The sequence below is a fragment of the Janthinobacterium kumbetense genome (assembly GCF_023703445.1).
Taxonomy (GTDB): domain Bacteria; phylum Pseudomonadota; class Gammaproteobacteria; order Burkholderiales; family Burkholderiaceae_D; genus Janthinobacterium; species Janthinobacterium kumbetense.
Genome location: NZ_JAMQGR010000001.1, coordinates 108,169 through 122,787, shown reverse-complemented (window position 1 = coordinate 122,787; position 14,619 = coordinate 108,169). Strand labels below are relative to the sequence as shown.

Genomic DNA, 14,619 nt, shown 5'->3' with positions numbered 1-14,619 from the left:
CGCAGATATGCCTTCAGGCCACTTTTTGTTTGCAAGGTCCGGCCTGAGAATGGCGGTATCGAGGAAGTCCATCCTCTTTCAACTATGCCAGGAGAACCCATGACCACCACCCCGCGCCGCGCCCTGCTCGTCATCGACGTGCAAAATGAATACTTTACGGGCGACATGCCCATCGAATATCCATCCGTCGATATTTCCCTACCCAACATCGTCACGGCCATGGCCGCCGCGCGCGCCGCCGGCGTGCCCGTGATCGTCGTCCAGCACGATGCGCCGGAAGCCTCCCCCATCTTTGCCAAGGGCAGCGACAGCTGGCAACTGCATCCGCAAGTGGCCGCCTTCACCGCCGACCACCGCATCAACAAGGTCATGGGCAGCGCCTTTGCGGGCACGGACTTGCAGGCCTGGCTGGGCAGCCACGGCATCGACACCCTGACGGTGGTGGGCTACATGACGCACAATTGCGATGCCGCCACGATCTTCCACGCCGCGCACGACGGCTTGCAGGTCGAATTCCTGCAGGACGCCACCGGCACCCTGCCCTACGCCAATGCGGGCGGCACGGCCAGCGCCGAGGAAATCCACCGCGTCTTCAGCGCCGTATTCCACTCGAATTTCGCCGCCGTCACCAGCACGCAGGACTGGCTCGCTGCCGTGCGCGAGGGCAAGCCGCTGGAAAAGGACAATATCTACCTGTCGAACCAGCGCGCGCGCAAGGCGCAGGCGAACTGACGCCGGCGGGAATGGACGGGTATCATGCGTCCATTCCTTACTTGATGATGCGCAATGCGAAAAATAATACTGCTGGGTTCAAGCGTTGCCGGCCTGTTCCTGCTGGCCACCGCCGCCCTGGTACTGGCCGGACTCAACGACAAGCTGGCGCCCGCCGACGTGATCGTCGTGCCCGGCAATACGATCTTGCCCGACGGCACACCCAGCCCCCGCCTGCAGGCCAGGCTCGACGTGGCGCTCCAGCAATTCCAGGCACACCGGGCGCCGCGCATCCTCGTCAGCGGGGCCACGGGCAAGGAAGGTTTTGACGAGGCCGCATCGATGGCCCGCTACCTGCAGTCGCGCGGCGTGCCGTCCAGCGCCATCCTTGAGGATAATCAAGGCTGGACCACGGAGGCCACGGCCCGCAACGCGGCGGCCCTGATGCACGAGCACGGCTGGACGACGGCCATGGTCGCGACGCAATATTTTCACGTGCCCCGCTTCAAGCTGGCGTTGGAGCGCAGCGGCATCGCCGTCAGCGGCCAGGTGCACGCGCCGTATTTTGAACTGCGCGACCTGTATTCCGTGCCGCGCGAAACGGTGGGCTATGCCGTGTATTTCGCGCGGCCATAAATAAGCACTACCGCATTCTTGAGATGGAGTCCTGCCTGCCCCCAGGCGCCTGTGGTGGCCGGCATGGCCAACCAGGGCGTTCATCCCCCCTGCACCAGAGTAAGTACTGCGCAAGGACAGGCCGGCCTCCATTTCATGCCTGCAGCTCGCCCAATTCGCCTGCATAGCGGGAGCAGAACTTCCTTGTCGACACATTGACCTGAGAAAAGGCCCGGGCGGCACCGACATCGAGAATGGCGTCGCTATATTGATATCCTTTTTCCCCAGGTTTGTTCTGGAAGAAACGGCCATATGGATCAATCATTAAGTAGGATTCGGTCATGTCGGCGTTATCCTCCACTCGGACGCCATGGTCGAGGTTGGCATGGCGCCGGACGAAGGTGTCAAACTGCGCGTCAGACAAGGACAGGTCATCCGTAATTTTGGGCAGCATGCGAAGGATTTTCCATTTCTCCGGCGCCAAACGGCCAATCAACTTGCTCATGTCCTCCTGCCAGTTCAATGCGTTGACGACAGTATTGATCTTTAGCCGAAGCCGTGGATTGATCTGCCTGCCCAAAGCAATCATGTCAACCAACTCAGGCATCGACAGCGTGCGCAACTGGCGATCAACTCGTCCGATGCCCAGATTGGTCTTCTCTTCCGATGAGTCCAGGCTCAGCCCCAATATGGCGAGATGGGGGGCCAGCGCTTGCATCAAGGCAGGCGTCAGACGACTGCCATTACTGATAACGGAGGTCTCAAGACCCAATCGCCGGGCATGCAGGATGACGTCCAGCGCTTTTTCCGCATACAGCAGAGGTTCCCCGCCAGCCAGATTCAATCGCAGCGATGCCCAGCGCATGCCCGGCCACAGCGGATTGTTCGAATTGCCAGGTTTAAAGAAACGTCCGACCTCCTCGACCAATGCCTTGACAGCACTACTGTCGTGTATCAATTCCTGCGTCGAACCGCCATCCTCCCACTTTGCATAGCAATAGCGGCAGCCATAGTTACACACTTCGGTAACATGCCAATTGACGACGAGTTCGCGTACACACATGCTGGGGGGAAGACTCACGGCACACTCCGGTTGTTTGATAGGCCCTCACTTTGCCCAAGAAGTTACTAAAAATCCATGAAAAAGCCCATCCCCTCCCCTCTGGATTTGACATTTATCGCAAATATCCATGCGGGGATGGGGGGGGGACGAGAAGTTTCCGTGACACTGGCACGAACGCTGTGTGACCATTGTTGCAATCAAACCAATGAAAGCTGAAAAACAATGGCAACCATTCCTACCTTCGAAGCGCTGTTACTTGAAATTCATCAAAGTCTTGATTTAGTTCCCTATTCAAGCAAGGTCAAGGACAAATTCGCCAATCTCGGCATGCGTAACAAAAACCATCAGGAGATGATGGCTGACGTTTGCGGCGCCATCTTTAATAGCCTGGGTATGGATGCGGCAGCATGCCGCGATGCGGTCCGGGGAATGAGCGAATGGGAGGGATACCACAAGGCTGTTGAACTCAACACATGGACCTCGAATGCAGACCAGCGTCAGGTCGTATGGCATCTTCTCGGATACTGCTATGTTCCAAACCTGGCCCGCAGAATCGCGTTCTGGAATCTCGACGGCGCGTTCGACAAGGGAATGCCAGGCGGAGCATTCTGGTTCTTGCCTCACGTGAATGTCACCACGGGAACAATGGAACTACCTGTGCCACACGTTGTCGACTGGCTCATCGATCTGCTGGACAGTTCCATCGGCAAAGCAGGCGTCGGGGCAGGATCGCCTGGTGCCAGCAATACCGACAAGGACTCTATCGTCAGGAACTTGTACAACTGGAAAAATGCATCCCTCCCTCGCGTCAATTCGATTAATGATTACTTCTCGGACGGCGCCAAACTGGTGTTTGAAGGCGTATTTGAACTTGCAGAAGACCTTGCTGAGCAAGTGAAATTTGACGCTGCTCTCGCCTTCGTTCAATCCAGGGATTTATCTGCAGACGACCTGCGCGATCAGATTCCGATGACGCAGCCCGGACGGCTTGAAGCTGTCATGGATAAATCCGCCACCGATGACGAAAAGCAGATTTTCGTACAGGCACTGTTGACACGCTATGCAAGACCAAGCATGGCCATGATACGGCAACGATTACGTGTCGCCCGCATGGTGCAGGATGGATACATCAGATTACTGAAGTTCCTCTGTCCGGGGGTACAGGCAACTTGTACAGACCCGTCTCAAAACAAGCTGCTGCAGTTGACGGGCATCTTCGGCACCATCTACAACCTGACCATTGATGCCTGGAAAAATTCCGACACGCGTGAGGAGGAAGACATCCTGTTCGAGTCACGACTGGCGCCCTGGGATAAGGCGGATATCTTTCTCTCAATCTTGCCTTCCATTAAAAATGAATCCCATCTCCCCGTGGCCGAACTGCTGACGCGCCGGTTCGCGAAACTCGCTGAAGGCGATGCTCTGCAAGACCTCGTAGCGCTCGATATGCACACTGCCACACCCCTTATAGCAAGCAAATGCCGGCGAATAAAGGAAGAATATGAAGAGAACATCCGATTACAGCGCTTGCTGGAACGAGTTCGTACCGCCTCTCCGTGGCGGACGCTCCTGGGTGAAGCTAGCTATGCCGTCGTCAGCCACGTTGCGCAATCGACTTCTTTGCCCGTGAAAACCAGATTGCTGGCGATTCAACGGTTGCGGGAATTGGCTGCAACGCCTGCCGAAATAGTTGGCGCCAGCGTCATGGAACTGGGCGAGCTTTTGAATTGCCGCCATACAAGCAAGTCAAACGACATGCAGCAAAGGGTGGAAGCACTACTTGCTGGAGCAGAAGCCAGCGCTGGTTATGCGACATGGAAGGCGCCCTTGCTGCAATACCGCGCCAAACACTTGTTGGCGCAAAATGCGTTCGACGACGCGGCAAAGCTGATGCGGGCGGCTCTCGACGCTTGCAACGACGGAAATTTTGGCACTCTGCGCGGTGAAGTCGCCAGGGATGCGTTTGCCATCGAGGTTGCCAATCTGGGTTTAATTCCTGGCAACCACGAAAAATACCATCGCAATATGCTTGCCTATGGCATGTTTCAGAATCAGGTGACATCACTGGAAGACACCGCCATATGCGTTTCCGACTACTTCTGGGACAAACTCTACCAACCCTACTCCGGAACGGAAAGAGTGCAGCCATTATCAAAAAATCAATCTCAGGCATTCATCCAGGAGGCTCTTCCTATCATCATCGAAGGCCGCTGGGATGCCCTGAAGGTCTGGATGAAACACCATGCAAAAACCTTCAGGCAAGGCACTATTCGTGAGGTGCGGAGTAACTCCGTGCTCATGGCATGGCTGAAGCTACAGGGTGATCTTGCAAAACAGCTGCCCATACTGCGTGCCGCAGCCTCGTCCGATCTACTAGGGGAAATAAGCAAGGTCGAAAAGCTCGTGGCCCATTGGCGCCACGCCATTCATCTGCTGGCTGAAGCCTGGCCCAAACAGGTCAACATTGCAGACTTCAAAGGACAAACGCCCTTGATGATGGTGGCCGACGCAAGCGATGAACAACTGATGCTGGCGTTCCTGACTGCCGGCGCCGATGTGAATGCCCAGGATTATCTGGGGCGCACCGCCTTGCATGCCGCGGTTACTGCGCGGTCAAAAAACTGTGTTTCCACGCTGTTGACACATCAGGCGGACACATCCAAGGGAACTTACGATGAGGCGAACACCGCGTTCCATACGGCCGTGCGTATGGGCTACGCCGACATCGTAGCCCTTGTGATGGAACATCACGCACACTTGGCAGCAATGGAAAACTCTTTTCATCAAACACCGTTGGAACTGGCAAAGAAAATCCTGATTGATCTGCCTGGTTTCCGGAATATGATGGCAACACAATATCGACGCAGCATTGGATCAAAACAGGAGTTCGATCAGATTATTGCCATGCTGACGGACGCTGCACGCGATGAACAGCTCGGCGAAAGGGAAAATTCCCGTTAATCACTCGCTCCAGTCGCGCGAGCGCTCGACGGCGCGCTGCCACTTATGCAAGCGCGTCAGGCGCTCGTCGGCCGCCATGGCCGGTTCGAAGCGGCGTCCCACCTGCCACTGGGCGGCGATTTCTTCCTGCGAGTCCCAGAAACCCACGGCCAGGCCCGCCAGGTAGGCGGCGCCCAGGGCCGTCGTTTCCGTCACCACGGGACGCACCACGGGCACATTCAAGATGTCGGCCTGGAACTGCATCAGCATGTCGTTGCGCGCTGCGCCGCCGTCGACGCGCAGCTCGGATAGCGCGATGCCCGCGTCGTCCTGCATGGCGGACAGCACATCCACGTTCTGGTACGCCACACCCTCCAATGCCGCGCGCGCGATGTGCGCCTTGCCCGTGCCGCGCGTGATGCCGATCAAGGTGCCGCGCGCATACGGGTCCCAGTACGGCGCGCCCAGGCCCGCGAACGCGGGCACGAAGACGAGGCCGCCCGAATCGGGCACGCTGGTGGCCAAGGCTTCCACTTCGGACGAGTCGCGGATGATGCCGATGCCGTCGCGCATCCATTGCACGGCCGCGCCAGCGATAAAGGCGCTGCCTTCGAGCAAATAGTCAGTTTTATCCGATCCTGGGCCCAGGCTCCAGCCCACCGTCGTCAACAGCCGGTTTTTCGATGGCAAGGGGCGCTTGCCCACGTTCATCAGCATGAAGCAACCGGTGCCGTAGGTATTCTTTGCCATGCCCGGCTTCAGGCATGCCTGGCCGAACGTGGCCGCCTGCTGGTCGCCAGCGATGCCGGCAATCGGCACGGACACGCCCAGCAAGTTGGCATGCGTGTGCGCCGCCACGCCGCTCGATGGCACGACGTCGGGCAACAGGGAGGCGGGAATGTCGAGCAGCGCCAGCAAGTCCGTATCCCACTGCAAGGTATGGATATTGAACAGCATGGTGCGCGCCGCGTTGCTCGTGTCCGTCAAGTGGGCGCCGCTCATCTTGTAGATCAGCCAGCTGTCGACGGTGCCGAAGGCCAGTTCTCCCCGTTCCGCGCGCGCGCGGGCGCCGGGAACGTTGTCGAGCAGCCATTTGAGCTTGGTGGCGGAAAAATACGCGTCCAGCACGAGACCCGTCTTGCGCTGGATCACGTCCGCCTTGCCCTGCTCGACCAGTTGCTCGCAGTAAGCGGCATTTCTGCGGTCTTGCCAGACGATGGCGTTGGCGACGGGTTCGCCCGTGGCGCGGTCCCACAGCACCGTCGTTTCGCGCTGGTTGGTCACGCCGATGGCGGCCACGTCGGATGCGGCCACGCCGCTGTCGCGCAACACCTGCTGCAGCACGCCCTCTTGCGAAGCCCAGATGTCGTTCGCGTCATGCTCGACCCAGCCCGGCTGGGGAAAAATCTGGCGAAACTCGCGCTGCGCGCTGGCGTGCGGTCGGCCAGCATGGTCGAACAGGATGGCGCGCGAACTGGTGGTGCCCTGATCTAAAGCAAGTATGTATTTGGTCATTGTCTGGTGGTGCGAAAATCGGGTAAAAACAGGCACGGAGCCGATTCGCTCCGTGCCCTCGGGACAGCCCCGGCAGAAGCTTACACGACTACCTTACCTTGCCTTCTTTCCAAGCCTGCAATAATTTATCGTAGGCAATCGTTTCACCCTTCGGCTTTTCATTCGCCAGCTTTTTCCATGGGGCATGCTGGTCCGACAGATACTGATTCGGATCGACCTTCGGATTGAGCTTGGGCGCGCACGCCTTCATGCCGGCCCGCTGCAATCGCGCCATGACCTGGTCCATTTCCTCGGCCAGGTTATCCATGGCGGCCTGCGGCGTTTTTTCCGCCGTAATCGCCGTGGCCACGTTCTTCCACCAGAGCTGCGCCAGCTTCGGATAGTCGGGCACGTTGTTGCCGGTCGGCGTCCACGCCACGCGGGCGGGGCTGCGGTAAAACTCGATCAGGCCGCCGTACTCGTTCGCGTGCTTTGTAAAATAATCGTGGCGGATGTCGGAATCGCGAATAAACGTCAGGCCGACGATGGATTTCTTCAGCGACACGGTTTTCGAGGTGACGAATTGCGCATACAGCCAGGCGGCGGCCTTGCGGTCGTCCGGCGTGGACTTGAACAGGAACCAGGAACCGACGTCCTGGTAGCCGTTCTGCATGCCCTCTTTCCAGTACGGGCCGTGCGGCGACGGCGCCATGCGCCATTTCGGCGTGCCGTCCTTGTTCACCACCGGCAAGCCCGGTTTCGTCATGCCGGCCGTAAACGCCGTGTACCAGAAGATTTGCTGGGCGATTTCACCCTGCGCCGGCACGGGGCCCGATTCCGAGAAATTCATGCCGTTCGCCTGCGGCGGCGCGTACTTCTTCATCCAGTCGATGTATTTCGTCAGCGCAAAGACGGCCGCCGGCGAATTGGTGGCGCCGCCGCGCGACATCGATGCGCCCACGGGCGTGCACTTGTCGGCCGCCACCTTGATGCCCCACTCGTCGACAGGCATGCCGTTCGGAATGCCCTTGTCGGCCGCGCCAGCCATCGACAGCCACGCATCCGTGAAACGCCAGCCCAAGGATGGATCTTTCTTGCCGTAATCCATGTGGCCATAGACTTTCTTGCCGTCCAGTTCCTTCACGTCATTCGTGAAGAAATCGGCGATGTCTTCATACGCGGACCAGTTTTGCGGCACGCCCAGCTCGTAGCCATACTTGGCCTTGAACTTGGCTTGCAAATCCTTGCGCGCGAACCAGTCGGCGCGGAACCAGTACAGGTTGGCGAATTGCTGGTCGGGCAATTGATACACCTTGCCGTCCGGCGCCGTCGTAAAACTGATGCCGATAAAATCCTTCAAGTCCAGGCCCGGATTCGTGAATTCCTTGCCCTTGGCGGCCATGTAGTCGGATAGGGGTTCCACGGCGCCATAGCGGTAATGGGTGCCGATCAGGTCGGAATCGGAAATCCAGCCGTCATAGATGCTCTTGCCGGACTGCATGGACGTTTGCAGCTTTTCCACCACGTCGCCTTCCTGGATGATGTCGTGGCGCACCTTGATGCCCGTGATTTCCTCGAAGGCCTTGGCCAGGGTCTTCGATTCGTAGACGTGGGTGTCGATGGTTTCCGAGACCACGGAAATTTCCTTGATGCCCTTGGCTTTCAGCTTGGCCGCCGCATCGATGAACCATTTCATTTCAGCAAGCTGTTGCTGCTTGCTCAGGCTGGATGGCTGGAATTCCTTGTCGATCCAGGTTTGCGCCTGCTTGGCGTCCGCCAGGGCCGCATTCGACACGAGCATGGCCGCAGCCGCGAAGACCGTGAACTTCAATTTCATCGTGAATCTCCTTTTTAGTTGTCATCCGGCCTGCGGTGGCGGGCCGGTATTCTCATCTACGACTTATCCCCAACGCATTACCACCAACAACACTACAAAACTGATGCCAGCCCCGATGGCTTGCTGCATTTCCGTGAACCCCGCCCACGCCAGATTGACATACGCAGCCGTCAACAGCCCGATGAACAAACGGTCGCCGCGCGTGGTCGGCATCGGCAGGAAACCTTTTCGTTCGATGCTGGGCGAACGGATTTGCCACACCGTCATGCCGGCCAGCATCAAGCCGATGCAAATGAAGAAGATGGCCACTTCCGGCGTCCAGGCCATCCAGCCGAACAGGCTGGCTGTGCTATCGGTATTTTCCATGTCACACCCTCCCCATCGCGAAACCCTTGGCTATGTAATGCCGCACGAACCAGATCACCAGCGCGCCGGGCACGATGGTCAGCACGCCCGCCGCCGCCAGCACGCCCCAGTCCATGCCGGCCGCCGACACAGTGCGCGTCATGGTGGCGGCAATCGGCTTGGCATTGACGGACGTCAAGGTGCGCGCCAATAACAGTTCCACCCAGCTGAACATGAAGCAAAAGAAGGCCGTCACGCCCACGCCAGACTTGATCATCGGCAAGAAGATGCGGATGAAGAAGCGGGGAAAGCTGTAGCCGTCGATATACGCCGTCTCGTCGATTTCCTTCGGCACGCCGGACATGAAGCCTTCCAATATCCACACGGCCAGCGGCACGTTGAAGACCATGTGCGCCAGCGCCACGGCCAGATGCGTATCCATCAGGCCCACCGTCGAATACAGCTGGAAGAACGGCACGAGGAAGACGGCGGGCGGCGTCATGCGGTTGGTCAAGAGCCAGAAGAACAGATGCTTGTCGCCGACAAAGTTGTAGCGCGAGAAAGCATACGCTGCCGGCAAGGCCACCGTGACGGACATCACCATGTTCAAGGCCACGTAAATCATGGAATTGATGTAGCCGCTGTACCAGGAACGGTCCGTAAAAATCGTGTGATAGTTGGCGAACGTCAATTGCTGGGGCCACAGGCTCAGCACGCCGACGATTTCCTCGTTGGTCTTGAGCGACATATTGAGCATCCAGTAGATGGGCAGCAAGGAGCCCAGCAGGAAGACGATCAGGATGGCGCTGCTCATTTTCTTGTGCATCATTTCTGGTCTCCCGTGCCAACTCTCTGCATCCACGTGTACAGCACAAAGCAGAACAGCAGGATGATGAGGAAATAGATCAGGGAAAACGCGGACGCCGGCCCCAGGTCGAACTGGCCCACGGCCTTTTGCGTCAGATACTGCGACAAGAAGGTGGTCGCATTGCCGGGACCGCCGCCCGTCAGCACGAACGGTTCCGTGTAGATCATGAAACTGTCCATGAAGCGCAGCAACACGGCGATCATCAGCACATTGCGCAGTTTCGGCAGCTGGATGTAGCGGAACACGGCCAGGCGCGACGCGCCGTCGATGCGCGCCGCCTGGTAATACGCGTCGGGAATGGCGCGCAAGCCCGCATAGCACAGCAGCACCACCAGCGGCGTCCAGTGCCAGATATCCATCACCATCACCGTCAGCCACGCGTCGAGCGAATTGCCGTTGTAATTGTAGTCAAAGCCCAATTGATTCAAGGTATAGCCCATCAGGCCGATGTCGCCGCGGCCAAAGATTTGCCAGATGGTGCCCACCACGTTCCAGGGAATCAGCAGGGGCAGCGCGATCAGCACCAGCGCCAGCGACGCCTTCCAGCCATCGGCCGGCATGCACAGGGCAATCAAGATGCCCAGCGGAATCTGGATCGCCAGCACGGAGCCGGAAAACAGCAGCTGACGCAGCAAGGCGCTGTGCAAGTCGCCGTCCAGCATGACCATGCGGAACCACTCCGTACCCACGAACACTTTTTGCGTGGGACTCAGAATATCCTGCACGGAATAGTTGACCACCGTCATCAGCGGCAGGATGGCGGAAAAGGCCACGCACAGCAGCACGGGCAAGATCAAAAGCCAGGCGCGGCGGTTGTTATCGGTTTTACCGTTATGTATCATCAGGCCACCCGCTTATCGTTGACATAGAACAAGGTACGTTGCGGCGGGAAGCGCAGCCGCACGGCATTCCCGGCCACCGTGTCGATGGCGCGCAGCTTGGCCGCCACCGTCGCGCCGCCCAGCTGGAATTCCGCCAGGTAATGCGTACCCATGTTGCGCACGGCCGTGACCGTGGCGTCGAGGCAATGGTCGCCCCCCTCTTCTCCCGGATACGCCTTGACGCACTCGACGAATTCGGGCCGCACGCCCACCGTGATTTTCCCTTGCGCCCCGGAAAGCGCCGCGCGGGCGGCGGCGGATACGGCCAGCGCCTGCCCCGCCACGCGCACGCCGCCATCGTCCAGGGTGCAATCGAGCAAGTTCATGCCCGGATTACCGATGAAATAGCCGACAAACGTGTGTTCCGGTTCCTCGAACAGCGCTTGCGCGCTGCCCGTCTGCACCACTTCGCCCTGCGTCATGACGACCACCTGGTCGGCAAAGGTCAACGCTTCCACCTGGTCGTGCGTGACGTAGATCAGGGATAACTTCAGTTCGTGGTGGATTTCCTTGAGTTTCCGGCGCAGCAGCCATTTCAAATGCGGGTCGATCACCGTCAGCGGTTCGTCGAACAGCACGGCCGCCACGTCCGGGCGCACGAGACCGCGCCCTAGCGAAATCTTTTGCTTGGCGTCCACGGACAAACCGCTGGCGCGCAATTTCAAGTCGCCCGTCAATTCCAGCATCTGCGCCACCTGCTGCACGCGCTTTTTGACTTCCGTCTCTTTCCAGCCGCGATTACGCAACGGAAACGCCAGATTGTCGTGCACGGTCATGGTGTCGTAGATGACGGGAAACTGGAACACTTGCGCGATGTTGCGTGCTTCCGTGGGCAGCTGCGTGACGTCCTTGCCATCGAACAGCACCTTGCCATGCGACGGTTTCACCAGACCGGAAATAATGTTGAGCAAGGTCGTCTTGCCGCAGCCGGACGGCCCCAGCAAGGCATACGCGCCGCCGTCATGCCATTCCATGCTCATGGGCCGCAGCGCATAGTCGCTTGGCGCCGTCGGATTCGGTTTGTAGGCGTGGGCCAGGTCGACCAGTTCGATGCGCGCCATGTCAAGCTCCTCCTTGTTCTGGAGCAAACAGCAGCCCGCCGTCTTGCGCGAAGATCAGCAAGGCGTGCGGCTGGCAATACACGGTGCAGGCGCTGCCGATCTCCAGGTTGTGCACGCCGCCCAGCTGCGCCACCAGGGCCAGCTCGCCGCGGCGCGCATGCACATAGGTTTCCGAGCCGCTGATTTCCGCCAGGTCCACCTGCGCCGCGATGGGCACGTCGCCATCGGACTGGGGAGACAGATGCAGGCTGTGCGCGCGCACGCCGAGGATCACCTCCGTGCTGTCGCCCAGGCGGGCGCGCTGCGCGCCGCTCAAGTGGATGGCCAGGCCGTCAGCCGCCTGCGCCACGCCGTGCGCATCCACGCGCGCGGGGATCAGGTTGATGGGCGGATCGCTGAAGGTGCGCGCCACATCGATGGAATTGGGGGCGTTGAAGACATCCAGGGTCGGTCCCTGCTGCAGCAGACGGCCCTCGTGCAGCACGGCCACGTGGCCGCCCAGCTGCAGCGCTTCCAGCGGTTCCGTGGTGGCGTACACGACCGTCGTGCTGCCGCCGGAAAACAGTTCCGTCAATTCGCGGCGCAATTCCTCGCGCAATTTATAGTCGAGGTTCACCAAGGGCTCGTCGAGCAGCAGCAGCGACGCATCCTTGATCAGCGCGCGCCCCAGCGCCGTACGCTGCTGCTGGCCGCCGGACAATTCTCCGGGCGTGCGCTGCAGATACGGCGTGATGTGCAGGCGCTCGGCCAGCGCCAGCACTTTCGTGCGGATTTGTTCCTCGGGTTCCTTGCGCAAGCGCAAGGGCGAAGCGATATTGTCGTAGACGGTGAAGGCGGGATAATTGATGAATTGCTGGTACACCATGGCCAGGTTGCGTTTGCTGACGGGCACGCCCGTCACGTCGACGCCATCGGCCGTCACCGTGCCCCCGCTGGGCTTGTCCAGGCCCGCCATCACGCGCATCAGGGTCGTCTTGCCGGCACGCGTGGTGCCCAGCAAGACGTTGATGGCGCCCGGCACGAGGGCCAGCGACATCGGATATAAAAAGTCGTCAGCCCCCTGCTTCCTGCTGATCTTGTCCAGTACCAGTTGCACGCGCTTCTCCTCCAGTGATGGTTTCTTGTTCTTCGCCGCACCCTCTGCGGGGCGCGGTCGCCAACGTGTGCTGCTTACGGCTGCTGCTTACGGCAAAGGGTGCTGCTTATGACAACGGATGCTGCAAGAGCCAGGCGTCGAGCGTGTCCGCTGTATCGCGCGGCAGGTGCAGGCCCAGCTTGGAGCGCCGCCACAGGATGTCGGCCGCGCTGAAGGCCCATTCGTGGCGCCGCAGATAATCGACTTCCGCCGCGTACAGGCCGGCGGCGATTTCCTCGCCCATGGCCGCCACATCCCTGCGCCCGGCGAGCAGCGCGTGGATGCGCGTGCCGTAGGCGCGTGCATAGCGCGCCACCAGCGCCGCCGGCAGCCACGCGTACTCGCGCTGCAAGCCTTGCACGAACTGGCCGAACTCGCGCACGGACCGGTTCTGCGGCGTGATGCCGAACACATCGCCGCCGGGCAGGCAGGCGCTGGCTGTCCAGGCCGGCAGCGTATTGCCCAGCAAGGGCGCCAGCATGTCCATGGCTTCCTCGGCCAACTTGCGGAAGGTGGTGATCTTGCCGCCGAAAACACTGAGCAGCGGCGCACCTTCCTGGTCCAGCTCGAAGCGGTAATCGCGCGTGACGGCCTTGGCGTCGGCCGCCGCGTCTTCCACCAACGGGCGCACGCCCGCATACGTCCAGACCACGTCGGCCGGCGAGATTGACTTGCTGAAATAGTAACTGGAAAGCTCGCACAAGTAACGAATTTCCTCGTCATCGATTTCCACCTTGCCGGTGTCGCCGTGGTAGTCGAGGTCGGTAGTGCCGATCAGGGTGAAATCGTGCTCATACGGAATGGCAAACACGATGCGCCCGTCCGGATGCTGGAAGATGTAGGCATGATCATGCTCGAACAGGCGCTTGACGACGATATGGCTACCCTTGATCAGGCGCAAATGCCGGCCCTGTCCACCGGGCGCGGCCTGCTGCAGGAACTCGGCCGTCCACGGCCCGGCCGCGTTGACGATGCTGCGCGCGCGCACCGTGCTCTGCCGCCCGCTGGCGTGCTGCAAGGTGGCCAGCCAGGCAGCGTCCCCGCCCGCACCGTCGCGTGACAGGGCCGTGCAGCGCGTCTGCGTCAGCACCTGCGCGCCCTTGTCCGCCGCGTCGATGGCGTTCAGGACCACCAGGCGCGCATCGTCGACCCAGCCGTCGGAATACACGAAACCCCGCTTGAACTCGGGTTTTAACGGTGTGCCGGCCGCGTGACGGGTCAGGTCGATGCCGCTGGAGGCCGGCAGGATTTCCCGCTTCGCCAGCATGTCGTAGAGAAACAGGCCGGCGCGTATCAGCCAGGCCGGGCGCTGGCCCTTGGCGTGCGGCATGACGAAGCGCAGCGGCCACATGATGTGCGGCGCCGAGCGCAGCAGCACTTCGCGCTCGATCAGCGCCTTGCGCACGAGGCCGAATTCATAGTATTCGAGGTAGCGCAGGCCGCCGTGTATCAGCTTGGTGGACGCGGACGAGGTGTGCGCGGCCAGGTCGTCCTTTTCGCACAGCAGCACGGACAGGCCCCGTCCGGCCGCGTCGCGCGCGATGCCGGCGCCATTGATGCCGCCGCCGACCACCAGCACGTCGTATGCCATCGCTGTCTCCACACCTTGCTGTGCTGCGGCCATCGGGACTCCGTGTCTGTCGGGGAAAGGGCGGCGAGGAAAGACTAG

Annotated in this window: 12 protein-coding genes; 3 read left to right on the top strand and 9 right to left on the bottom strand. The window is 60.3% G+C overall.

The genetic code is table 11. The annotated features are described in order from the left end of the window. Window positions 1-99: 99 nt before the first annotated feature. Entirely contained in the window at window positions 100-732 is a 633-nt protein-coding gene (locus NCG91_RS00470; RefSeq protein ID WP_251348133.1) for a cysteine hydrolase family protein, read from the top strand. A gap of 54 nt (window positions 733-786) precedes the next feature. Beyond that, the gene (locus tag NCG91_RS00465) at window positions 787-1,347 is read left to right on the top strand and encodes a YdcF family protein (RefSeq protein WP_251348132.1); all 561 of its coding nucleotides are present in this window, start codon (window positions 787-789) and stop codon (window positions 1,345-1,347) included. A gap of 133 nt (window positions 1,348-1,480) precedes the next feature. On the opposite strand, the gene NCG91_RS00460 is transcribed toward NCG91_RS00465, so the two are convergent. Beyond that, window positions 1,481-2,407 (bottom strand): viperin family antiviral radical SAM protein, encoded by a 927-nt coding sequence (locus NCG91_RS00460; RefSeq protein WP_251348131.1) that lies wholly within the window; start codon window positions 2,405-2,407, stop codon window positions 1,481-1,483. 204 nt (window positions 2,408-2,611) lie between these two features. Here NCG91_RS00460 and NCG91_RS00455 point away from each other — a divergent pair, with 204 nt between their 5' ends. Continuing rightward, the gene (locus NCG91_RS00455) at window positions 2,612-5,350 is read left to right on the top strand and encodes an ankyrin repeat domain-containing protein (RefSeq protein WP_251348130.1); all 2,739 of its coding nucleotides are present in this window, start codon (window positions 2,612-2,614) and stop codon (window positions 5,348-5,350) included. Here the strand turns inward: NCG91_RS00455 and glpK are convergent, their stop codons facing one another. The 8 genes from glpK to glpD all read right to left on the bottom strand — a co-directional run bounded on the left by glpK (window position 5,351) and on the right by glpD (window position 14,541). Further along, window positions 5,351-6,844 (bottom strand): glycerol kinase GlpK, encoded by a 1,494-nt coding sequence (gene glpK / locus NCG91_RS00450; protein WP_251348129.1) that lies wholly within the window; start codon window positions 6,842-6,844, stop codon window positions 5,351-5,353. It abuts the gene before it with no gap. A gap of 88 nt (window positions 6,845-6,932) precedes the next feature. After that, window positions 6,933-8,660 carry an ABC transporter substrate-binding protein gene (locus NCG91_RS00445; protein WP_034779106.1) on the bottom strand — a complete coding sequence of 576 codons (1,728 nt, stop codon included), beginning with the start codon at window positions 8,658-8,660 and terminating at the stop codon, window positions 6,933-6,935. A gap of 63 nt (window positions 8,661-8,723) precedes the next feature. After that, on the bottom strand, window positions 8,724-9,026 hold the full coding sequence (locus NCG91_RS00440) for a DUF2160 domain-containing protein (RefSeq protein WP_369811512.1): 303 nt from the start codon (window positions 9,024-9,026) through the stop codon (window positions 8,724-8,726). A gap of 1 nt (window position 9,027) precedes the next feature. Then, window positions 9,028-9,834 (bottom strand): carbohydrate ABC transporter permease, encoded by an 807-nt coding sequence (locus NCG91_RS00435; RefSeq protein WP_099667331.1) that lies wholly within the window; start codon window positions 9,832-9,834, stop codon window positions 9,028-9,030. After that, the gene (locus NCG91_RS00430; RefSeq protein ID WP_034754965.1) at window positions 9,831-10,715 is read right to left on the bottom strand and encodes a carbohydrate ABC transporter permease; all 885 of its coding nucleotides are present in this window, start codon (window positions 10,713-10,715) and stop codon (window positions 9,831-9,833) included. The genes NCG91_RS00435 and NCG91_RS00430 overlap by 4 nt, the downstream gene beginning before the upstream one ends. Then, window positions 10,715-11,815 carry an ABC transporter ATP-binding protein gene (locus tag NCG91_RS00425; protein ID WP_251348128.1) on the bottom strand — a complete coding sequence of 367 codons (1,101 nt, stop codon included), beginning with the start codon at window positions 11,813-11,815 and terminating at the stop codon, window positions 10,715-10,717. The genes NCG91_RS00430 and NCG91_RS00425 overlap by 1 nt, the downstream gene beginning before the upstream one ends. A gap of 1 nt (window position 11,816) precedes the next feature. Then, window positions 11,817-12,911 (bottom strand): ABC transporter ATP-binding protein, encoded by a 1,095-nt coding sequence (locus NCG91_RS00420; RefSeq protein WP_099667328.1) that lies wholly within the window; start codon window positions 12,909-12,911, stop codon window positions 11,817-11,819. A 106-nt stretch (window positions 12,912-13,017) separates the two neighbouring features. Beyond that, window positions 13,018-14,541 carry a glycerol-3-phosphate dehydrogenase gene (gene glpD, locus NCG91_RS00415; RefSeq protein WP_251348127.1) on the bottom strand — a complete coding sequence of 508 codons (1,524 nt, stop codon included), beginning with the start codon at window positions 14,539-14,541 and terminating at the stop codon, window positions 13,018-13,020. Window positions 14,542-14,619 lie beyond the last annotated feature (78 nt).

Excerpts from the sequence above, each read along its gene's own strand:
- NCG91_RS00470 (WP_251348133.1), top strand. The coding sequence starts at position 100 with ATGACCACCACCCCGCGCCGCGCCCTGCTCGTCATCGACGTGCAAAAT.
- NCG91_RS00465 (WP_251348132.1), top strand. The coding sequence starts at position 787 with ATGCGAAAAATAATACTGCTGGGTTCAAGCGTTGCCGGCCTGTTCCTG.
- NCG91_RS00455 (WP_251348130.1), top strand. The coding sequence starts at position 2,612 with ATGGCAACCATTCCTACCTTCGAAGCGCTGTTACTTGAAATTCATCAA.
- glpK (WP_251348129.1), bottom strand. The coding sequence starts at position 6,844 with ATGACCAAATACATACTTGCTTTAGATCAGGGCACCACCAGTTCGCGC.
- NCG91_RS00445 (WP_034779106.1), bottom strand. The coding sequence starts at position 8,660 with ATGAAATTGAAGTTCACGGTCTTCGCGGCTGCGGCCATGCTCGTGTCG.
- NCG91_RS00440 (WP_369811512.1), bottom strand. The coding sequence starts at position 9,026 with ATGGAAAATACCGATAGCACAGCCAGCCTGTTCGGCTGGATGGCCTGG.
- NCG91_RS00435 (WP_099667331.1), bottom strand. The coding sequence starts at position 9,834 with ATGATGCACAAGAAAATGAGCAGCGCCATCCTGATCGTCTTCCTGCTG.
- NCG91_RS00430 (WP_034754965.1), bottom strand. The coding sequence starts at position 10,715 with ATGATACATAACGGTAAAACCGATAACAACCGCCGCGCCTGGCTTTTG.
- NCG91_RS00425 (WP_251348128.1), bottom strand. The coding sequence starts at position 11,815 with ATGGCGCGCATCGAACTGGTCGACCTGGCCCACGCCTACAAACCGAAT.
- glpD (WP_251348127.1), bottom strand. The coding sequence starts at position 14,541 with ATGGCATACGACGTGCTGGTGGTCGGCGGCGGCATCAATGGCGCCGGC.